This window comes from Lentzea cavernae, assembly GCF_014653695.1.
Lineage (GTDB): Bacteria > Actinomycetota > Actinomycetes > Mycobacteriales > Pseudonocardiaceae > Lentzea > Lentzea cavernae.
This window is the reverse complement of sequence record NZ_BNAR01000017.1, coordinates 96,466-117,305: the sequence shown is the minus strand read 5'-3', so window position 1 is coordinate 117,305 and position 20,840 is coordinate 96,466. Positions and strand designations below refer to the sequence as shown.

Annotated in this window: 13 protein-coding genes; 8 read left to right on the top strand and 5 right to left on the bottom strand. The window is 70.0% G+C overall.

Annotated features, from left to right (window positions below; all coding sequences use genetic code 11):
• Window positions 1–147 precede the first annotated feature (147 nt).
• Both IE307_RS37635 and IE307_RS37630 read left to right on the top strand, forming a co-directional pair.
• Window positions 148–966 carry an SAM-dependent methyltransferase gene (locus IE307_RS37635; protein ID WP_191304232.1) on the top strand — a complete coding sequence of 273 codons (819 nt, stop codon included), beginning with the start codon at window positions 148–150 and terminating at the stop codon, window positions 964–966.
• A 174-nt stretch (window positions 967–1,140) separates the two neighbouring features.
• A complete protein-coding gene (locus IE307_RS37630) occupies window positions 1,141–3,153 on the top strand; it encodes a putative bifunctional diguanylate cyclase/phosphodiesterase (RefSeq protein WP_229905476.1) in 2,013 nt (670 codons plus the stop codon).
• A gap of 53 nt (window positions 3,154–3,206) precedes the next feature.
• Here IE307_RS37630 and IE307_RS37625 read toward each other — a convergent pair whose 3' ends face one another.
• Window positions 3,207–4,205, bottom strand: coding sequence for an alpha/beta hydrolase (locus tag IE307_RS37625; RefSeq protein ID WP_229905475.1), 999 nt, complete (start codon window positions 4,203–4,205; stop codon window positions 3,207–3,209).
• Window positions 4,206–4,222: 17 nt separating this feature from the next.
• Window positions 4,223–5,536 (bottom strand): cytochrome P450, encoded by a 1,314-nt coding sequence (locus IE307_RS37620; protein WP_191304230.1) that lies wholly within the window; start codon window positions 5,534–5,536, stop codon window positions 4,223–4,225.
• 165 nt (window positions 5,537–5,701) lie between these two features.
• On the opposite strand from IE307_RS37620, the gene IE307_RS37615 reads away from it, so the two are divergent.
• Together IE307_RS37615 and IE307_RS37610 are read left to right on the top strand one after the other, a co-directional pair.
• Window positions 5,702–6,517, top strand: a complete 816-nt coding sequence (locus IE307_RS37615; protein ID WP_191304229.1) for an SAM-dependent methyltransferase — start codon at window positions 5,702–5,704, stop codon at window positions 6,515–6,517.
• Between the two features lie 222 nt (window positions 6,518–6,739).
• Window positions 6,740–8,743: a putative bifunctional diguanylate cyclase/phosphodiesterase gene (locus tag IE307_RS37610; RefSeq protein ID WP_229905474.1), complete on the top strand. Its 2,004-nt coding sequence runs from the start codon at window positions 6,740–6,742 to the stop codon at window positions 8,741–8,743.
• Window positions 8,744–8,785: 42 nt separating this feature from the next.
• On the opposite strand, the gene IE307_RS37605 is transcribed toward IE307_RS37610, so the two are convergent.
• Window positions 8,786–9,733: a chitinase gene (locus tag IE307_RS37605; RefSeq protein ID WP_191304286.1), complete on the bottom strand. Its 948-nt coding sequence runs from the start codon at window positions 9,731–9,733 to the stop codon at window positions 8,786–8,788.
• 207 nt (window positions 9,734–9,940) lie between these two features.
• Between IE307_RS37605 and IE307_RS37600 the strand changes: the two genes are divergently transcribed.
• Both IE307_RS37600 and IE307_RS37595 read left to right on the top strand, forming a co-directional pair.
• Entirely contained in the window at window positions 9,941–13,078 is a 3,138-nt protein-coding gene (locus tag IE307_RS37600; RefSeq protein WP_191304227.1) for an ATP-dependent helicase, read from the top strand.
• Between the two features lie 97 nt (window positions 13,079–13,175).
• Window positions 13,176–16,535, top strand: coding sequence for an ATP-dependent helicase (locus IE307_RS37595; protein ID WP_191304226.1), 3,360 nt, complete (start codon window positions 13,176–13,178; stop codon window positions 16,533–16,535).
• Window positions 16,536–17,279: 744 nt separating this feature from the next.
• On the opposite strand, the gene IE307_RS37590 is transcribed toward IE307_RS37595, so the two are convergent.
• A complete protein-coding gene (locus tag IE307_RS37590) occupies window positions 17,280–17,816 on the bottom strand; it encodes a hypothetical protein (protein ID WP_191304225.1) in 537 nt (178 codons plus the stop codon).
• Window positions 17,817–17,879: 63 nt separating this feature from the next.
• Window positions 17,880–18,272: a DoxX family protein gene (locus tag IE307_RS47115; protein WP_229905473.1), complete on the bottom strand. Its 393-nt coding sequence runs from the start codon at window positions 18,270–18,272 to the stop codon at window positions 17,880–17,882.
• A 125-nt stretch (window positions 18,273–18,397) separates the two neighbouring features.
• Here IE307_RS47115 and IE307_RS37585 point away from each other — a divergent pair, with 125 nt between their 5' ends.
• Together IE307_RS37585 and IE307_RS37580 are read left to right on the top strand one after the other, a co-directional pair.
• The gene (locus IE307_RS37585) at window positions 18,398–19,783 is read left to right on the top strand and encodes a M20/M25/M40 family metallo-hydrolase (RefSeq protein ID WP_229905472.1); all 1,386 of its coding nucleotides are present in this window, start codon (window positions 18,398–18,400) and stop codon (window positions 19,781–19,783) included.
• A complete protein-coding gene (locus IE307_RS37580; protein ID WP_191304223.1) occupies window positions 19,783–20,829 on the top strand; it encodes a potassium channel family protein in 1,047 nt (348 codons plus the stop codon). The genes IE307_RS37585 and IE307_RS37580 overlap by 1 nt, the downstream gene beginning before the upstream one ends.
• Window positions 20,830–20,840: the final 11 nt, after the last annotated feature.

Sequence of the window (20,840 nt, the reverse complement as noted above, 5' to 3'; positions counted from 1 at the left end):
GACCACCCTAGGAGCCGTTTGGGCGAAGACGACAGTGCCTGATCGGGTGGTTCGGCGTCACTCTGATGGTGCAGTGCGCGGGCCGCCCGGGTGACTAAGCTCGTGCGTCTTCCCCGATCAGCCACGAAGACCGAAGAGGTGTTCCCCGTGGCAGAGACCCAGAACTGGGTTCCGACAGGCATCGACACGAACGTCCCGAGCATGGCTCGCGTCTACGACTACATCCTCGGCGGCGCCCACAACTTCGCCGCCGACCGGCAGGTCGGCTCCCAGATCGAGAAGCTCGTGCCGGGACTGCCCAGCGTCGCGCGGCTCAACCGCCGGTTCCTCGGCCGCGCGGTGAACTTCCTGGCAGAACACGGAATTCGGCAGTTCCTCGACATCGGTTCCGGCATCCCGACCGTCGCGAACGTGCACGAGGTCGCGCAGGAACGGGACCCGGCGGCGCGCGTCGTCTACGTCGACAAGGACCCGGTCGCCGTCGCGCACAGCCGATTGATGTTGTCCGACAACGAAAACGCCGCCATCGTGCAGGCCGACATGCGCGATCCGGAGGTCGTGCTGTCGAGTCCCGAGGTGCGGCGGTTGCTGCGCCTCGACGAACCGGTCGGGCTGCTGATGCTGCTCATGATGCACTGGGTGCCCGACGAGGACAGTCCGGAGAAGCTCGTCGCCCACTACCGCGACGCGCTGCCCGCCGGCAGCTTCCTCGTGATGACGCACGTCGCGAAGGACCAGACCGGTGACAACGTCGGTCAGGCCGCCGCGGTGGTGAACCGCAGCAAGAGCGCCGACCAGATGCACATGCGCACGCACGCGCAGGTCAGCGCGTTGTTCGACGGGTTCTCGCTGGTGGAGCCCGGTCTGGTCGGCTGCGGGGAGTGGCGCCCGGACGGACCAGGGGATTTCACCGACGAGGCGTCGATGAACATGTTCTTGTACGCTGGGGTCGGTCGTAAGGACTGAAACCACGCTGTAGTGTCGGAGGATCACACGGTTGGCGCAGTGGGCGTCGACTGCCGGTAGGTAGACTGCCGAACACTCTCCAACCCATACAGGGCAACGGGAATGACGAAACCGAGCCGAAGACCCGATGCCGCTCCACCATCGGACACCGCCGCCGTCCGAGCGCGAGAAGCCTTGTCGCGCAAGTGGAGCTACCTGCTCAGCAGCGTTGTCGTAGTCGCGCTGAGCAGGGATGAACTGGACGCCGAACTGGGCGCCCAGCTCGACGCATTGTGCGCGGCGCTGCACAGCGAACCGTTCGACCCTGCTCCTTTCGAGGAGATCGGCGAACGGCTCGTCGCTCTCGGCTACGTGAACGAGCCCGGTCTCAAGCGCACGGTCGACGTGCTGGGAAAGGGCTTGCTCACGCTGGCGGAGTTCCGCGAGAGCGACCAGCACACGGTCCGCGTCGTCGGCGGCATGGGCGCGCTGACGTGCGGTTTCAGCGCGGCCAGGGCCCGCGCGGTCCTCGACCAGCAGGAGAGCATGCAGCGCTCGCTGCTCAAGGCCGCCCACGACGCGCAACGGGACCGGCGCCAGAGCGAGGCGAAGTTCGAGGGCATCGCGTCCTCGTCCACCAACGGCGTCCTGATCGTCGGCCTCGACGGGCGCCTCGCGTGGGGCAACGAGTCGATCGGCGCGATCATCGGACGACCGCCGGACGCGGGCACCCGCCTGGTCGAGATCATCGCCCCGGCCTCGATCGTCGTGTTCCGCGAGATGATGGAACGCGTTCTCTCCGAACGCGGCGAGTTCGAGCGCGAACCGATGCAGCTCATGCGCGGCGACGGCGAGCTCGCCAAGGTCACGCTGACGGCGTCGCTGCTGCGCGACGACGACGGCAAGGCCAGCCACGTCCTCGTGATGGTGGACGACGACACGGAACTTGCTCTCTTGCAAGGAGAACTGCGCAGGCAGTCGCTGCACGACGTGCTGACCGGCCTGCCGAACAGGCAGTTCTTCACCACGCACCTCGAGACCGTGCTGCGCAGGGCCGACCCCGAGTACGGCGTGACGATCCTGCACCTCGACCTGGACGCGTTCAGCCTGGTGTGCAACAGCCTCGGCGCACGCGTGGGCGAACACCTGCTCCAGCACGTCGCCCGCAGGCTGCGCGCCGTGATGTCGCACGAGAAGGCCATGGTCGCGCGGTTCGACGGCGACGAGTTCGGCATCATCGTCGAGAACACGGCCCTCACCCCGGACGTCGCGACCACCATGGCGGCCATCAACGCCGACCTCGGCGAACCGACCTATGTGGACGATCACGGCCTGGCGGTCTCGGTCAGCGCGGGCGTGGTGCACAAACCGTCACCCGACGTGGACCCGGCGGAACTCCTGCGCACCGCCGACCTGGCACTGCGCCAGGCAAAACGAGACCGCCGCGGCCAGTGGGAGATGTTCCACACCAACGAGGACGCCTCCGGCCGCCGCGACGCCGCACTGGCCGTCGTGATGCCGGGAGCCTGGGAACAGGGCGACATCGGCGTCGTCTACCGCCCGGTGCGGGAACTGGCGACGGGAGCCCTGGCCGGCGTGGAAGCCCTGCTGCACTGGGACCTCTCCGACCGCTGCGCCGAACTCGCCGACGAGAGCGGCCTGATCCTGCCGATGGGCGAGTGGCTGATCAGGATCGCCGCGGGCCAGGCCCAGTGGTGGCGCCAACGCGGCGAGCTCGACCAGCAATTCGGCGTCCGCCTGACCCACCACCAGTCGACCGACGCCGACCTGGTGTCCCGCGTCGCCCAGGTGCTGGAGGAGACGGGCATGCCGGGCGGCAAGCTGACCCTGACCATGCCGGTGGGCGTGCTGGGCGTGGCCGACGCGGCCGACAACCTGGGCACCCTGGCAGACATGGGCGTCCGCATCGCCCTGGACGACTTCGGCCTGGGCCCGCGCGACCTCGCCTGGCTCTCCGAGCTCCCGATCGCGTCCGTGCTGGTCCCGACGGACCTGGTGCGCCGTCAGGACCCCCGCTCCGCGGCGCTCATCCCGGCCGTGCACGAACTGGGCGTGAACCTCTGCGTCGACGGCATCGAGACCGCCGAGCAGGCCACGTGGTGGCAGGAGAGGGGCGCCGACCTGGCGATCGGCGCCCACTACGGCTCCCCGCGCGACGCGGGTGAGTTCCTGCGGCGGCTGACCTAGGCCGAGAGGGCCGGCGCGCCTGTTGGAACCGGCGCCGGCCGCCGCGACCCGCCTTAGAACCCGCGCTGCCACCCAACAACAGCCGCGTGATACCGATCAGCAGTCTTGGTGTCGAAGTTGAACACATGCCCATACCCGGCAACCACGAACCCGTCCACCCGAGGAGCCTTGGGGTAGAACGGCTTCTCCGACCGGACCAGCGCACCAGCCGAAGAACAGTCGGCCCCGAGCGGCGGCGTACCGCAGAAGTAGTCGTCCGAAGTCTGCACGGTCATCACCGGCACGTTGATCAACGCACTGACCGGCAGCACGAGGTTCGACATCAACGCGGTGGTGACGAACTCACCAGCCGACACAACATCCTTCGTGGCCTCATCCCAGGACGTGACCGCGGCAACCTCCGGCCCAGGCGAGTGGAACATCCGGTAACGACTACCCGGAGCGGTGGTCAGGTACCCGACGTCCAACCCCCGCAACCCGAGCTTCGAGTCGATCAACGCCGGAATCAGGTTGGTCAGCGCCGGCACAGCCCGGACGTAGTCCCACTGGTGCGTCATCCCGGTCACCAGAACACCGTCGACATCGCGGTAGGTACCGGCTTCGGCCATGGCGATGGCCGACCCGATGGAGTGCCCGCCGACGAGCACCTTCGAGAACCGCGGCCGCAGGTTCTGGATGACCTGGTGCACGGCCTGCGCCTGGTTGGGGACGTCCACGAGGATGCTCAGCGGCTTGGTGCTCTTGCCGGTGCCGATCCGGTCGACCGCCATGGTCGCGATGCCCGCGCCGTTCATCGCGCGGGTGACCGAACGCGTCTCCGGGCTGACGGGGATGTCCCAGTAACCGCTCGTGTACGTGCCACCGGGCACGAGCACCTGCAAGGTCTTGGCACCCTGCGGCACGCAGAGCCTGCCGTACATCGTCTGCCGGATGAGCCCGAACTGGACGGGCGTGTACACGTCCTCGCAGGTGGTCGCGGCGGCGCTCGCCGGGGTGGGGACCGGTAGGAAGGCGGCGAGCAGCACGGCGGCGCAGAGCCGACGGAAACGCATGGGGGAACAACCTCCAGCTAGCGGGGGACGACCTTCATCATCAGGTCGTTGGGGTAGGCCGCGTTGGTGAACCTGGTGCGCACGGGCCGGTCGGGGACCAGCCGGTGGCGCGAGCAGACCGTCGCCACGACGATGGCGATCTCGGTCAGTGCGAAGTGGTTGCCGATGCACTGGTGGATGCCGCCGCCGAACGGGACGAACGCGCCCTTCGGCAGTTGCCTGGCGCGCTCGGGCGTCCAGCGGTCCGGGTCGAAGCGCTCGGGGTCCGGGAAGTGCGCCGGGTCGTGGTGCATGGTGTGGGGGCTGAGGATCACCTCGGTGCCCGGAGGCAGGACGGCGTCGCCGAGCCGCACTTCCTCGGCGGTGCGGCGCATGACGAGCCAGAGCGGGTACTTGCGCAGGACCTCCTGCGCCACCTGGCCGACGTAGGTCAGCCTCGGCACGTCGTCGATCGTGATCCGGCGCCCTGCCAGCACCTCGTCGACCTCCGCCAGCACCCGTCGTTCGACCTCGGGGTTGGCGGCGATCTCGTGGAAGATCCAGGCGAGTGCGAGCGCGGTGGTCTCGATGCCCGCGGTCAGCAGCGTGACGACCTCGTCGAAGACCTGTTCGTCGGTCATCGGTTCGCCGGTCTCGGAATCCCTGGCCTGCAACAAGGTCGAGAGCAGGTCGCCGTGGTCGGTGTCGTCGTCGCGGCGGCTCTCGAGGACCTCGTGGACGATCGCGCGCATCCGGGCGATGGCCTCGTCGAACTCGCGGTTGGCCGGGATCGGCAGCTTCTCGACGAACCCCGGCGACAGCGCGCGCAGGATCCCGTTCTTGATGATCACGAAGACCGAGCGGCGGGCCTCGGCGATCGCCTTCTTGCCGATCTCGGTGGAGAACAGCGACTCGCCGACGATCGTGACGGCGAGGCCCTGCATGTCCGCTTCCAACCGGCGCACCTCTCCGGGCCGCCAGCCGGCCACGAGGTCCTCGGTCGCGCGCACCATGATCGTCGCGTAGCCCGCGATCCGGTCGCGGTGGAACGCCGGCTGCATCATCCGGCGCTGGCGCAGGTGGAACGCTCCGCTCGAGACCGCCAGCCCGTTGCCGACGAACGCGCGGAACTTGTCGTACATCCGGCCTTTGTGGAACTTCGGCGCGTCCGTGACCAGCACTTGATGGGTCAAACGGGGACTGGCGACGAAAAAGGCCCGCAGGGGACCGAGGTGAACTTCGACGAGTTCGCCCCGGCCTCGTAAATTCCCGGTGAAAGCGAATCTTTTCCTGAGCATTGGCAACGAATGCCCGAGAAATGGCAGCCGACCGGGTGCCACCGGGACAGGCATCATCGCTCCTCGTGAGCTGGAAAGAGACGCGAGCCACCCTATGAGTCGTTCGGGGTACTGTGACAGTGCCCGATCGGGTGGCTTGCGTTCACACTTGCGGCGTAACCGTGTGCGCTTTGTGCATGACTAAGCTAGTGCGTCCGCAACCTGAAGGGGTGAGTCGTCGTGTCCGACGTGCAGAACTGGGTTCCGCAGAGCGTCGATGTCTCAGTCCCGAGCGCGGCGCGAGTCTACGACTACCTCCTCGGGGGCGCGCACAACTTCGCGGTCGACCGCCTCATGGGCGAGAAGGCCGAGGAGATGATGCCGAACTCGCGCAACGCGGCCAGGCTCAACCGGGCCTTCCTGCGTCGCGCGGTGCGCTACATGACCGATCAGGGCGTGCGCCAGTTCCTCGACATCGGCTCGGGCATCCCCACCGTGGCGAACGTGCACGAGGTCGCGCAGGACGAGGCCCCGGACTGCCGCGTCGTGTACGTCGACCGCGATCCCGTGGCCGTCGCGCACGGTGAGCTGATCGTCGCGGGCAACGACCGCGTCGGCGTGCTGCAGGCCGACATGCGCGATCCGGAGAGCATCCTCTCCAGCGGCGAGGTGAAGCGGCTGCTCGACTTCGACCAGCCGATCGGGCTGCTGATGCTGTTCATGGTCCACTGGGTGCCGGACGAGGCGGACCCGCAGGGCCTGCTCAAGCGCTACCGCGAGGCCCTGCCGAGCGGGAGCTTCCTCGCGATCTCGCACATGGCGGGCGACCACGTCAACGACGACGCCCGGTCCGTGACCGACAGGATGAGCAAGGCGGGCGGCGGCGACGTCACCTATCGCGACCGCGCCGAACTCGAGTCGTTCTTCGGTGATTTCGAACTGGTCGAACCCGGACTCGTCAAGTTCGCCGAATGGCGTCCGACCGGTCCGGGAGACATCTCGGACGACCCGGCGGTGAACCGGATCGCGTTCGCCGGGGTGGGTCGTAAGCCATAAGTGATACCGATAGGGTGAGCGTGATTCACGCTGCCGGTTGACGTGGAATCGACTGTGCGTGGGTAAACTGCCGGACCTCAGGAGCCAATGCGAGGCCGCCCAGACATGTCCAACCCGAGTCGAATACCTGATGAGACGCCCTCGCCCCAGGACAATGCGCGGGAGCGGAAGACACTCGCCCGGAAATGGTCGTATCGCCTGCTCGGAGCAGTCGCGATTCCGATGGGGCGAGATGATCTGGACGACGAGCTGAGCCTCCGGCTCGACGCGTTGTGCTCGATGCTGCACGCGGAACCGTTCAGCACCGCCCCGATCGAGGCGGCAGGCGCCGATCTCGCGACGCTGGGTCACCTCGGCCGGTTCGGGCTGCGGTGCACCGCCGAGGTGCTCGGCAAGGGCCTCCTCGCGCTGCCGGAGTTCCAGCCGGTGCAGCACTACGCCGAACGGATCGCGCTCGCCCTGGGCGCCCTCGGCGCCGGCTTCACCGCGGCCAACGCCGAGTCCGTGCTCGCGCAGCAGGAGAGCATGCAGCGGTCGTTGCTCAAGGCCGTGCGCGACGCGAACTGGAACCTCAAGGAGAGCGAGGCCCGTTTCAACGAGGTCGTCACGTCGTCCACCAACGGCGTGCTGATCGTCGACCTCGACGGCCGGCTGCTCCAGGTGAACGAGGCCATCGGCCAGATCCTCGGGCGCACCGCGGAGGAGCTCACCGGCACGCCGCTGCTCGACCTGATCGAACCGGCGTTCACCGAGGTGCTGCGGGAGGCGCTGACCGACCTCGCCGCGGGCGCCACCGCCCGTGTCCAGCAATCGCAACGGTTGCTGCGCGACGACGGCGAGTCCGCGCGGGTCACCTTGACGGTGTCGCTGCTGCGCGGCGCCGACGACAAGCCGATGCACTTCGTCGTGGTGGTCGAGGACGGCACCGAACTGGCGTTGCTGCAGAGCGAGCTCCAGCGCCAGGCCCTGCACGACCCGCTGACCGGGCTGCCGAACCGCCAGTTCTTCACGACCCAGCTGGAGATCGCGCTGCGCAAGGCCGATCCCGAGCACGGCATCACCGTCTTCCACCTCGACCTCGACGCGTTCGGCATGCTGCGCGACAGCTTCGGCGGCCGGATCGTCGAGCGGTACCTGCAGCACGTGGCCGGGCGGCTGAAGGCGTTGCTGGCGGGGGAGAAGGTCATGATCGCCCGCTTCGGCGGCGACGAGTTCGGCGTCCTCGTGGAGAACACGGCGACCACGCCCGGCATCGACACGATCATGAAGAGCATCAACGAGGACCTGATGTCCGAACCCACGTTCGTGGACGGCCACGGGCTTTCGGCGTCGATGAGCGCGGGCGTCGTGCACCGGCCCGGCAGCGATGTCGAACCTCTCGACATGCTGCGCTCGGCGGAGCGGTCGTTGCGGCGCGCCAAGAAGGGCAGGCGCGGGCAGTGGGAGCTGTTCCACGCCGGTCAGGACGCCGAGGAACGCCGTGACGACGCGCTGGCCGTGGGGATGCCGGCCGCGTGGGAGGACGGCGAGATCACCGTGCGGTACCGGCCGGTCGTCAGGCTCTCGACCGGCGAGGTCACCGGTGCCGAGGCCGAGTTGTACTGGGACAGGCCGGATTCCGGCGCGCTGGACCACGACCGGTGCGCGGGGCTCGCCGAGCAGACCGGGCTCATCCTGCCGCTCGGCGGGTGGTTGCTGAAGGTCGCCGGCGGCCAGTCGACGTGGTGGCGCCAGAGCGGGCAGTTCGACCTGCCGCTGGCGGTGCGGCTCACCGCGCACCAGGCGTCCGACGCGGACCTGGTGTCGCGGGTGGTCGTGGTGCTCGACGAGATCGGCGTGCCGCCCGAACAGCTGATGATCAGCGTGCCCGGTGGTGTGCTGGTGCTGCCCGACGCCGTGGACAACCTGGCGGTGCTGACCCGCATGGGCGTCCTGACGGCGATCGACGACTTCGGGATGGGACCGCTCGACTTCGGCCTGCTCGCGTCCGACGTGCCGGTGCGGGCGGTGCGGGTGTCCCGCGACCTGGTGGCGTCACGCTCTCCTTATGTGGCAGCGCTGTTGCCGTTGCTGCGGGAGCGGGGCGTGCGGGTCGCCGTCGAGGGCATCGACAGCGCCGAGCAGGCCCGGTGGTGGCTCGACGCCGGTGCGGACTTCGCGACCGGCGACCACTTCGGCGTGGCGCGCACACCGGCGGAGTTCGTGGAGGGCTTGGAGCTCCGGTGACCGGACGGGGTCGGGGTCACGTCCGGCCACCGGAGGGGTCTGCTAGCCGGTGAACTTCGCCAGCGCCTTGGTGAACTCGTAGGTCTGCTGGTTGATGCCGCTGCACGAGGAGCTCATCGCGCCGCAGTTGCCGCGGTCCCGGTTCACGGCCCAGAACGAGACGCGCGCCAGGTGCTTGGAGTTCGCCCAGGTCACGATGTCGCGGAAGTTCTGCGGGCTCACGGTCTCGCCGGTGTCGGTCTTGCCGTTCATGGACGACAGGCCGCTGCGCCGGTACGCCGCGTCGTCGGAGAGGCCGAACGTCGACTTCACGTGGTTCTTCAGCCCGTCGACCGCGCTCTTGGTGAGCGCGGCCATGTCACCGCTGCTGCCCCAGTCGAACGGCATGACGGCCCACGTGTCGATCGGCGCGTTCAGCTCCTTGGCCCGCGTGACCAGGCGCTTGCCCCACGAGTTCGGGCCGGTGCGGTCGGTCGGCATGGTGATGACCGTCCTCACGCCGGGGTTGTTCTGCTTGATGATCTTCAGCGCGCCGAGCACGCGGTCCTGCGTGGTGTTGTTCTCGAACTCGGCGGCCTCGATGTCGATGTCGATGGCCTTGAGCGCGTAGGCGTCGATCACCTTCTGGTAGGCGCCGGCGAGCGCGGCGGATGAGCTGCAGAACTGGCCGAGCTTGTTGCCGGACCAGCCGCCGATCGACGGCACGGCGTCACCGCCGGCCGCGCGGATCGAGTTGATCAGCGTCTTGTCGGACCCGGTCAGCGAGCGGGTGCCGTCCCACTTCGGGTTGCAGGTGCCGTCGCTCAGGACGAACGCGAGGGTGAACGACTTGATGCCCGTCTGCTGCATGACCGTGGCGGGGTTGGGCTGACCGCCCCACTGGTAGAGGTAGGGCGCCGCGAGCACGGGGTTGACGGCCGCCTGTGCGGTCGTGGGCAGCATGATCGCCGCGCAGGTGGCGGCGACCGCTCCGACGAGGAACCGCTTCATCTTGTCCTCCAGGACTGCTCTGTCCAGGGCGGCGGAGCTGGCAGTGACGGGGCTCACAACGTCTTCAAAAATGGACTGGACCACCTCCTTCTGTCAAGAAGGTAGACGAAATCGGCGTCTTCTGGCGGTGCCGCCGCGTTCACGCCTCTGAACAGCGCTGACGGGGGCTTGGACGATCTTGTCGGTGCCGCGTGGTGCAATCGTTCCGTGGCACTTCCACCCCAGCTGGTCCGCCGGAAGCCGGAGACGCGCCCGCGTCCCCGGTGGGACGCCGCTGCCCAGCGGGTCTTCGAGCACGAGGGCTTCGTCCGCGTGCTCGGCGGCCCCGGCACCGGCAAGACGACACTGCTCGCCGAACTGGCCGCGCACGTCGTGCTGGAGCGCGGGGCCGATCCGGAGAACGTGCTCGTGCTGACGGCGAACAGGCGCGCGTCGGTGGCGTTGCGCGCGCAGATCACGCAGCTGCTGACAGGGCGGCTGTCGGCGATCCGCGAGCCGCTGGTGCGGACGGTGCACTCGTACGCGTTCGCGGTGCTGCGCAACCAGGCGGTGCTGCTCGGCGAGCCGCCGCCGCGGCTGCTGTCCGGGCCGGACCAGGACGCGATGGTGCGCGAGCTGCTCGCCGGCGACGTGGAGCTGGGCGCGTTGAAGTGGCCGGAGCGGCTGCGGCCCGCCCTGGAGCTGCCGGGGTTCGCCCACGAGCTGCGCGACCTGCTGCTGCGGGCGGCGGAGCGCGGGCTCGGGCCGGAGGACCTGATCGAGCTCGGCGAGCAGAACGGGCGCGACGAGTGGGTGGCGGCCGGGCTGTTCGGCGCGCAGTACGAGGCGGTGAACCTGTTGTCCGGCATGGACTCCGCGACGGCGTACGCCCCCGCCTACGACGCGGCGGAGCTGGTGTCGTCGGCCTACGCGGCGTTCGTGAACGACGAAGACCTGCTCTACGGCGAACGCAGGCGCGTCCGGTACCTGCTGGTCGACGACGCGCAGCACCTCGATCCGATGCAGTACTCGCTGATCCGCACGCTCGGGTCCGGTGCCGCGCGGTTCGTGCTGGCCGGTGATCCGGACCAGGCGATCTTCACGTTCCGCGGCGCCGATCCGGAGATCCTGCGGGACGCCGACGGGCAGACGGTCGTGCTGCGGCAGTCGCACCGGATGATGCCGGAGATCCGGGACGCGGTGGCCCGGCTCGCGGCCCGCCTGCCCGGGGCGTCGCCCGCCCGCGTGGTGGATCCGGTCGAGGGCGAGGGGTCCGTGCAGGTGCGGTTGCTCGCGTCGTCCGCGCAGGAGGCGTCGTGGGTGGCCGATCAGCTGCGGCGCTCGCACCTGGCCGACGAGGTGCCGTGGTCGCGGATGGCCGTGGTGGTGCGCTCGGCGACGTTGTCGCTGCCGGTGCTGCAACGGGCTCTGCTCGCCGCGGGCATCCCGGTCTCCGTCGCGTCCGACGAGTTCCCGTTGGCGCAGCAGCCCGCCGTGCGCCCGTTGCTCGCCCTGGTCCGCGCGGCCGCCGTGCCGGGGTCGTTGGACGAGGACACGGCGGCGATGCTGCTGTCCTCTTCGTACGGTGGCGCGGATCCGTTGGCGCTGCGGCGGTTGCGGCGCGGCCTGCGGCGGCTCGAGATGGCGGCGGGCGGTGACCGGCCCAGCGGCGAGCTGCTGGTCGAGGTCGTGGAAACCGCGGACAGGCTGGCGGCGCTGGAGGACGCGGAGTCGCTGCCCGCGCGGCGGATCGGGCACCTGCTGTCGTTGGCGCGCAAGGCCATCGAGGCGGGCAAGTCCGTCGAGGTCGTGCTGTGGGACCTGTGGACGGCGACAGGGCTGCAGGACCGCTGGGTGGCGCAGTCGTCCCGGCGCGGCATGCCGGGCATGCAGGCCGACCGCGACCTCGACGCGATCGTCGCGTTGTTCGAGGCGGCCGCGAAGTACGTCGACCGGCTGCCGGGCTCGGGCGTCGCCGGGTTCGCGGACTACCTGGAGTCGCAACGGATCGTGGGCGACACGCTCGCCGCGTCCGCGCCGACCGGCGAGGCGGTGTCCGTGCTGACGGCGCACTCGGCGGCTGGGCGCGAGTGGGACGTCGTCGCCGTGCCGGGCGTCCAGGAGGGCAGCTGGCCCGACCTGAGGCTGCGCGGCACCGTCCTGGGCGTCGAACGCATGGTGGACGTGCTGGCAGGGCTGGAGCCCTCGGTGTCGGCGGTGGCGCCGATCCTGGCCGAGGAACGCCGGCTGCTGCTCGTCGCGGCGTCACGGGCGCGGTCGAAGCTGCTGATCAGCGCCGTGCGCGGCGAGGACGAGCAGCCGTCGCGGTTCCTCGACGAGATCGAGTCGTCCGCCGAGGACGAACGGAAGCTGCACCGGCCGCAACGCGGTCTGGTGCTCGGCGAGCTCGTCGGCGAGCTGCGCCGGGTGGTGTGCTCGGACTCCGAGGACCCGTCCCGGCGTGCGCGCGCCGCCGAGCAACTGGCCCGGCTGGCCGACGCCGGGGTCCCCGGCGCGCACCCGGAGTCCTGGTACGGCCTGGCGGAGGTGTCCGTCGACGCTCCGCTGTGGACGGAGGACCAGAAGGTCAGCGTGACACCGTCGACCATCGAGGTGATCACGAAGTGCCCGTTGCGGTGGGTCGTCGAACGGCACGGCGGGCAGGACCCGGCGGAGCTCGCCTCGGTGACGGGCACGCTCGTCCACGCGCTGGCCCAGGCGGCGTCCTCCGGGGCCGACTCGGCCCAGCTGAGGGCGAAGCTCGACGAGGCGTGGGCCGCGGTGGACGCCGGAGCACCGTGGTTCTCCCGCCGTGAACGCCTGCGCGTGGAGAAGATGCTCGACACGTTCCTCGCGTGGCTGGCCATGAGCCGCAGCCAGCTCACGCAGGTCGCGGTCGAGGAGGAGATGGTCGTCGAGGTCCCCAAGCGCGACGGAGGGCCGTGGCTGCAGGTCAGGGGCCGCGTCGACCGGCTCGAACGCGACGAGGACGGCCGCCCCGTCGTGATCGACCTCAAGACGGGCAAGAACCCGGTGTCGCGCGAGGCCTCCCAGGAGCACCCGCAGCTGGCCGTCTACCAGCTCGCGTCGTCCCTGGGCGGCTTCACCCACATCGGACTGGGATCGGAGCCGGGCGGTGCCCGCCTGCTCTACGTGGCGAAGGAGGACAAGAAGACAGGAGCCGTCGAACGCACCCAGGCACCCCTGGACGAACAGGGCGTGCGGGCCTGGCTGGAGGTCGTGCAGGGCGCCGCGGAGTCCGTGCTCGGTCCCGGCTACACGGCGCGGGAGAACGCGGACTGCGACCGCTGCCCGGCGCGCACGACGTGCCCCGTGCACCCCTCCGGGCGCCAGGTGAGTGAGTAAGAGTCGTTGACCTGCGCGTTTCTTGCTTCCGAACTGTCGGCGAACACACCGTCCCGGGTGGTGCGGGCGCGTCCGGCCCGGGTAGGAAGATGTACCGGTGACCGTCAGCCCGTTTGAGATCGCTGAGGCGCTCGGGCTGAACAAGCCGACCCCCGAGCAGGCCGAGGTCATCGCCGCACCCGCGCGGCCCGCGCTCGTCGTGGCCGGCGCCGGCGCGGGCAAGACCGAGACCATGGCCGCGCGCGTCGTCTGGCTGGTCGCGAACGGGTTCGTGCTGCCCGACCGCGTGCTCGGCCTGACGTTCACGCGCAAGGCCGCGCGCCAGCTCGCGGACCGCGTGCGCGCCCGGCTGCGCAGGCTGGCGGGATCGTCCCTGCTCGACGACCTCGACCCCAGCGGCGAACGCAAGATGGCCGTGCTGACCGGCGAGCCCGTGGTGCTGACCTACCACGCCTACGCGGGCCGCCTGGTGACCGAGCACGGGCTCCGGCTGCCGGTCGAGCCCGGCGTGCGGCTGCTGACGCAGACGGCGTCGTGGCAGCTCGCGCACCGGGTGGTGTCGACGTGGGCGAAGGACCTCGACACCGACAAGGTGCCGGCGACGGTCACCGGGTACCTGCTGTCGCTGGCCGGTGAGCTGGGCGAGCACCTGGTGACGCCCGAGGCGTTGGAAGCGCACGCCCTCGAGTTCTGCGCGCTGGTCGAGAACGCGCCGCGCGCACCACGCCAGCGCGACGCGTTGCCGGAAAAGCTGAAAGAGATCGTTGCGGCGCAACGGTTGCGGATCGCACTGCTGCCGCTGCTGGACGCGTACCAGCAGCGCAAGCGCAAGGAAGCCGCCCTGGACTTCGCGGACCAGATGTCGCTGGCCGCGCAGCTCGCCGCGTTCGACGAGGTCTCCACCGGCGAACGCGAGCGGTACGGCGCGGTGCTGCTCGACGAGTACCAGGACACCGGGCACGCGCAACGCGTGCTGCTGCGGTCGTTGTTCGGTGAGGGCACGCCGATGCCGGTGACGTCGGTGGGCGACCCGGCGCAGGCGATCTACGGCTGGCGCGGTGCGTCGGCCGCGAACCTGCCCCGCTTCGTCGACGACTTCCCACCGGCCACGAAGTTCGGCCTGCTGACCAGCTTCCGCAACCCGCCCGAGGTCCTGGAACTGGCGAACGCCGTCTCGCTGCCGTTGCGCGAGGCCGGTCTCGACGTCGACGAACTGCGAGCCCGTCCCGGCGCAGGCCCCGGCGACGTCCGGCTGGCCCTGCACACCGACATCCGCGCCGAGCTCGACTGGATGGCCGACAACGTCGCGGCGCAGTGGGAAGCGCACCTCGACGCCGAGGGCGTCCCACCGACCGCGGCCGTGCTGGTGCGCCGCCGTTCCGACATGGCCGCCATCGCCGCCGCCCTGCGCGAACGAGGCCTGCCGGTCGAGGTCGTCGGCCTCGGCGGCCTGCTCGACGAACCCGAGGTGCGCGACCTCGTCTCGGCGTTGAGGGTGCTGGTGGACCCCCTGGCGGGCACGGCCGCCGCCCGCCTGCTGACCGGCTCGCGCTGGCGCCTGGCCGCCGTCGACCTGGCCGCACTGTGGTCCCGCGCGCGCGACCTGGCCGGTGTCGCACCACGACAGTCCGTTGTGGACGATCCGCTCCTCGTGCTCGCGGACGCGCTGCCCGGCGAACACGCCGAACAGGCAGGCCTCGCCGACGCACTGGACGACCCCGGCGACCCCGACGCGTACTCCACCGACGGCTACCGCCGCATCCGCAGGCTGGGCGGCGAGCTCGCGACGTTGCGGCGCAGGCTCGACCAACCGCTGCCCGAACTGGTCGCCGACGTCGAACGCACCCTCCTGCTCGACATCGAGTCGATGTCGCGCCCCGGCATGGTCGGCCGCGCCCACCTCGACGCCTTCTCCGACGTCGTCATGGACTTCGCCGCCGCCTCCCCGTCCGCGACGCTCCCGTCGCTGCTCGACTACCTCTACACCGCCGAACACGCCGAGGACGGCCTCGAACCCGGCGAGGTCGAGGTCTCCGAGGACCGCGTGCAGATCCTCACCGTCCACTCGGCGAAGGGCTTGGAGTGGAAGATCGTCGCGCTGCCGCACCTCGTCCGCGACGTGTTCCCGGGCCGCAAGAAGTCCTCGTGCTGGCTCAAGAACGTCACCGACCTCCCCGCCTCCCTGCGCGGCGACTCGGCCGACCTCCCCACGCTGAAGCTGACCGCCGGCTTCAACCGCAAGGAGGTCGACGAGGCCCTGACCATCCACGCGGAGGAGTTCGAGGACCGCCGCCTCGTCGAGGAACGCCGCCTGTTCTACGTGGGCGTCACCCGAGCCGAACACAGCCTCCTCATGTCGGGCCACTGGTGGGCCGAGGCAGGCGACAAGCCGAAGGGCCCGTCGGTCTTCCTGCAGGAGATGCACGAGGTCCTGCACCGCGACAACCCGCCGGGCGACATCTCCACCTGGGCCCCCGAACCCGACGCGGACACCCCGAACCCCCTGGCTGAGGACGTGAAGTCCTCGATCTGGCCCGCAGACCCCCTCGGCAAACGCCGAGACGCCGTAGTAGAAGGCGCCTCGATGGTTTTGTCAGCTTTGGACACCCTTCGCAACGCCCCGCCAGAACCCCTGCCGCTGATCTTCGACGAGCCAGAACCCGAACTGCTGGACGACGACTACCCGCCCCCCACCGACGAACCCCCGGACGACGACTTCCCCCCGGAACCAGAACCACTCCCGGACGACGTAGTCCCCGACGACCCGGAAATGCCTCAAGACGACGACCCGGAGGGCTGGGCCCGCGACGTGGACGTGCTCCTCGCCGAACGCGCCGCCTCCCAGAACCGCCGCGAACAGGTGGAACTCCCGGCCCACCTCTCCGTCTCCCAACTGGTCGAACTGGCCAAGGACCCCGACCTCCTGGCCCGCCGCCTCCGCCGCCCCCTCCCGTTCCCACCCAACCCGCTCGCCCGCAGAGGCACCGCCTTCCACACCTGGCTCGAGAACCGCTTCGGCGCCACCCGCCTCCTGGACATAGACGAACTACCAGGAGCGGGCGACGCCGACGCGTCCCCGGACGCGGACCTGGACCGCCTCAAGGAATCCTTCCTGGCCAGCGCCTGGGCAGACCGCACCCCGCACGACGTGGAGGTGCCGTTCGAGGCGGAGTTCGACGGCATCTCGGTCCGCGGCCGCATGGACGCCGTCTACCGCGACCCGGACGGCTGGACGGTCGTCGACTGGAAGACCGGCGCCGTCCCCGACGCCGACGCCCTCCCCGCGCTCTCGGTGCAGTTGGCCGCGTACCGCCTGGCCTGGGCGGCCCTGGTGGGTGCTCCTCTGGAGCAGGTGCGCGCGGCTTTCCACTACGTACGTCACGACCACACGGTGCGTCCGGCGGACCTGTTGGAGGAGCAGGGTCTGAAGGACCTGATCCGGTCTGTGGAGTCATGATCGCGAGTTGTCCACAGGGTGTGAGGGTTTTGACCTGCGGTTATCGGGTGGCGCGGTAGGTTGTGGATAGCCGGGAACCTGAGAGGCGATTTGCTCGTTGCGTGACAAGGAAGCGCGCGGGGGCAGCGGCAGGCCGGGCTCGGGGGATCGGCTGGGCGGTGGGGATCGGCTCGGGACTCGGCCTTCGTTCGAGGGCCGGCTCAGGCTGCGGACTGGTGTGGGCGCGAGACCGGCTGGGGTTGGCGAGGGCTCGGATCTGGGGTGATTCGAGCGCGGCCGGCAGAGGGTTGAGCGCCGGGGCAGACGTGACAGGGCGGGCGTGGGACCGCGCGGGCGCGTGGCTGCTAGGAGGCGTAACGGCTGGCGGACGCGTGACGGCTGGCGGGCGGGGGATGGTTAGCAGACGCGAGACTGCCCTGCCCGCTCTGCGAACCGTTGGTACGCGGGACGACAGGCGGAGGCGAGACGACAGGTGGGCGCGTGACTGCTCGGAGGCGTGACGGCTGGCGCGCGAAATGGCCGGCGGGCGCGTGACGGCCGGCGGGCATGAGATGGCAGGCAGACGCGAGACTGCCCCTGCCCGCCCGCGGACCGTTGGTATGCGGGACGGCTGGACAGTGGCGCCGACCCGGGATGGATCGGATCAGGCCAGGAAACGCCCGCGCTGCGGATCGCGCGCCCAGCAGACTGCTCATCCTCGGGCGGCTGGAGGGCTCAGCGGTGGCTCGCCGCACAGACCCAGGCTCAACCCTGCGGACTACCCGCCGCCGCATGCGAAACCTTCAACACCCGCTCATAAAGCACCTCAAGCAACCACCGCCCGAACAACGACGGCCCGAACTCCGGCGACCGGTCCTCCGGCGGCACCATCAAATCAACCGTCGCGTCGTCACCCACCACGACACCGATGCCGTAGTAGTCGAGCTCGATGTACGACCAGGCCTGCGACTCCTCGGTGCGGGGCAGCATCACCGCACACGGCGCCAGAGTCAGCAGGGTGCCGCAGGACTGGAGCGCGCGGTCCGTGGTGGACTCGCTGACGAGTACCCCCACCAGCTCGACCGCGGCGACGGGCAGGCGGTCGTGGGCCTCGGGCTCGAACCAGGAGCGGAACCACGACGGGTCGGCCCGAGGGGGCCAGCCGTTCTGGGCTCTCCACTCGTGCACGTCGGGCAGCAAACGCACCACCGCGGACACCTGCTGGCCCAGGACGGCGACGTCGGGAACGACGACTCCGTCCCAGCCGAGCGCGGTTGCGGCGCGCTGAAGAAGCGTTTGCACAGGGCGCATCCTAAGGTTTCTCGCGCGGGAAATGACAGCGTTTGCGGGATACTTGGTTAGGGATTACCCAGGGTGGTCGGGGGTCGCTTTCGCGACTTTCCAGGCCCATGCGACAAGGGGGATCTGCAGTGGGAGGCGGCCGTAGGCGATAGCGCGGGCTTTGGGGGATTTGTCCCGGAAATCCAGAGCCATTTTCACGTTCGCTGGGAAGACGGCCACGAACAGGGCTGCTGCGGCGAGGCCGCCGAGGCGGCGCGTGCGAGGGGTGGCCACGGCTGCCGCTACCGCTAGTTCTGCCACGCCGGAGGCGTACGTCCACTGCCTCGGGGTGCCGGGCAGGGTGCGGGGGACGATCGCGTCGTAGTACTTCGGCCTGGTGAAGTGGGTTGCTCCTGCCAGGCCCAGCAGTGCGGCGAGCGCCAGCGCCGACCGCGCTCGGGAACGGGTTGGTTCCATGGCGTCACCCTGTCATGCCTACGCCGCGTAGGCGAGGCGGGGCTGGCCTATTCTCCACGGCCGTGGCAGGTGATTCTCGTCATTCCCCAGGTGCCGGAGGCGCGGAGCGGCCCGAACGGGCGGCTGTGGCCGCTCTGAGCGACTCCTTCGTGTCCGATCTTTGCGAGTGGATCCGGATTCCGAGCATCGGGGTTGATCCCGCGCACCTCGCTGACGTGCGGAGATCCGCCGAGTGGCTCGCGGAACGGCTCACCGCGGACGGGTGGCCCGAGGTCGAGGTCTGGGACGACGGGCCGGCGCTTCCCGCCGTGTTCGCGTGCTGGCCCGCGCGGGATCCGGAGGCGCCGACCGTGCTGGTGTACGGGCACCACGACGTGCAGCCGGTGGACCCGCTGGAGAAGTGGGCGCACCCGCCGTTCGAGCCTCTGATCAGCGGTGACGAGATCCGGGGGCGGGGGGCCAGCGACGACAAGGGGCAGGTCGCGATGCACCTGCTCGCGGTCAGGGCGCATCTCGCGGCTACGGGGCAGGACGCGCCGAGCGTCACGTTGAAACTCTTCATCGAGGGTGAGGAGGAATCGGGGTCGCCGCATCTGCGAAAGCTGCTCGAAGATCGCGGAAGTCAACTCGAATGCGATCTTGTGGTGTTCACGGACACGGCATTGCACGAACGTGACGCGCCCACGGTCAACACCGGGCAACGGGGTGTTCTCGGCGCGGAGATCACGTTCGACGGCGGAACCGATGATGTCCATTCCGGACGCGCGGGCGGTGCGATTCCGAACCCCGCCACGGCTCTCGCGAAACTGATCGCCGCGTTGCACGACGATGACGGCAGGATCCTGCTCGACGGTTTCTACGACGACGTCGCGGAACCGTCCACACGGGAGCGCGAGGACTACGCCGCGTTGCCGTTCGACGAGCAGGACTGGCTCAAGCGCAACGGCGGCGGCGCCCAGAAGACCCACGGCGAGCCCGGCTACACCACGTACGAACGGCTCTGGGTGCGGCCGACCGCCGAGGTCAACGGGATCAGCGGCGGCTACACCGGGCCCGGCTTCAAGACGATCATCCCCGCGACCGCCACGGCGAAGATCAGCTTCCGGCTGGTGCCCCACCAGCACCCCGACAAGGTCAAGGACCAGCTCGAGCGGTTCGTCGCGCGGCACACGCCGGAGGGCATCACCGCGACGACGACCATCCGGGGCGAGGGGGTGCCGCCGTACGCGATCAGTCCGGACGACCCGGCCAACGCCGCCGTCAAGGAGGCCGTGGAACTCGCCTTCGACCAGCCCGTCCGGTTCGCGCGGGCCGGTGGGTCCGGGCCCGCGGCGGTGCTGCAGCAACGGCTGGGGGTGCCCCTCGTGTACCTCGGCGCGACCTTGCCGGATGATCGCGTCCACGCGCCGAACGAGCGCGTAGTGGTGCCGTTGCTCCTCAAAGGCGCGGAGGCGGCCGCTCACCTGTGGCGGATGCTCGCCGAAACGGCGATCGCGAAGAGGTTGTCCTGATGAGCCTGTCTGATGAAGCGTCGCACTCGCTCGTCGGCGTGGTCAGGATGCCGGACAAGGTCGAGAGCCCGGTCCGCGCGATCCTGAAACGCGTCATCGGCGCGATGGCGGCGCTGCTGCTCGCGGTGCTGATCGTCTACCTGGACCGCGACGGCTACCGCGACGTGAACGAGGACGGCGTCTCCCTGCTGGACGCGTTCTACTACGCGACGGTGTCTCTCTCGACGACCGGCTACGGCGACATCACGCCCGCGTCGTCGTCGGCGCGGCTGGTCAACGTCCTGGTCATCACGCCGTTGCGAGTGCTCTTCCTGATCGTGCTGGTCGGCACGACACTCGAAGTTCTCACCGAGCGCTCCCGTCAGGCGTTGCGCATTCAAAAGTGGAGGCGGGTCGTGAGGGACCACGTTGTGGTCGTCGGTTACGGCACGAAGGGGCGGTCCGCGGTCGCGGCGCTGCTCGGTGACGGTGTCGAGCCCGGCTCGATCGTCGTCGTCGACACCGTGCAGGAGTCGCTCGACGCGGCGACCGCCAAGGGGCTCGTGGTCGTGCACGGGTCCGGTACCCGCAACGACGTGCTGAGGGTCGCCGGTGCCGCCCGTGCGCGCGCGATCGTCGTCGCCCCGAACCGGGACGACACGGCGGTGCTGGTGACGTTGACCGCCCGCGAACTCGCCCCCAAGGCGCAGATCGTGGCGTCGGTGCGGGAACGCGAGAACGAGCACCTGCTGCGCCAGTCCGGTGCCGACTCGGTGGTCGTGTCCTCGGAGACGGCGGGCCGGCTGCTCGGCATGGCCACGGCGACGCCGTCCGTGGTGGCCATGGTGGAGGACCTGCTCACGCCCGACCAGGGCCTCGCGATCGCCGAACGGGACGTGGAGAAGAGCGAGATCGGCGGCTCCCCGCGGCACCTGCCCGACATCGTGCTCGGCGTGGTGCGCGGCGGGACGCTGTTCCGGGTGGACGCCCCGGAGGCCGACGCGATCGAGCCGGGGGACCGGCTGCTCTACGTCAAGAAGGTAACGCCACCTGACGGGGACCAGTAAAAGGCTTCTAC

Bases quoted from the DNA above. Each gene is read 5' to 3' on its own strand.
- IE307_RS37625 (WP_229905475.1), bottom strand. From the start codon at position 4,205: ATGCGTTTCCGTCGGCTCTGCGCCGCCGTGCTGCTCGCCGCCTTCCTA.
- IE307_RS37620 (WP_191304230.1), bottom strand. From the start codon at position 5,536: ATGCCTGTCCCGGTGGCACCCGGTCGGCTGCCATTTCTCGGGCATTCG.
- IE307_RS37610 (WP_229905474.1), top strand. From the start codon at position 6,740: ATGGGGCGAGATGATCTGGACGACGAGCTGAGCCTCCGGCTCGACGCG.
- IE307_RS37605 (WP_191304286.1), bottom strand. From the start codon at position 9,733: ATGAAGCGGTTCCTCGTCGGAGCGGTCGCCGCCACCTGCGCGGCGATC.
- IE307_RS47115 (WP_229905473.1), bottom strand. From the start codon at position 18,272: ATGGAACCAACCCGTTCCCGAGCGCGGTCGGCGCTGGCGCTCGCCGCA.
- IE307_RS37580 (WP_191304223.1), top strand. From the start codon at position 19,783: ATGAGCCTGTCTGATGAAGCGTCGCACTCGCTCGTCGGCGTGGTCAGG.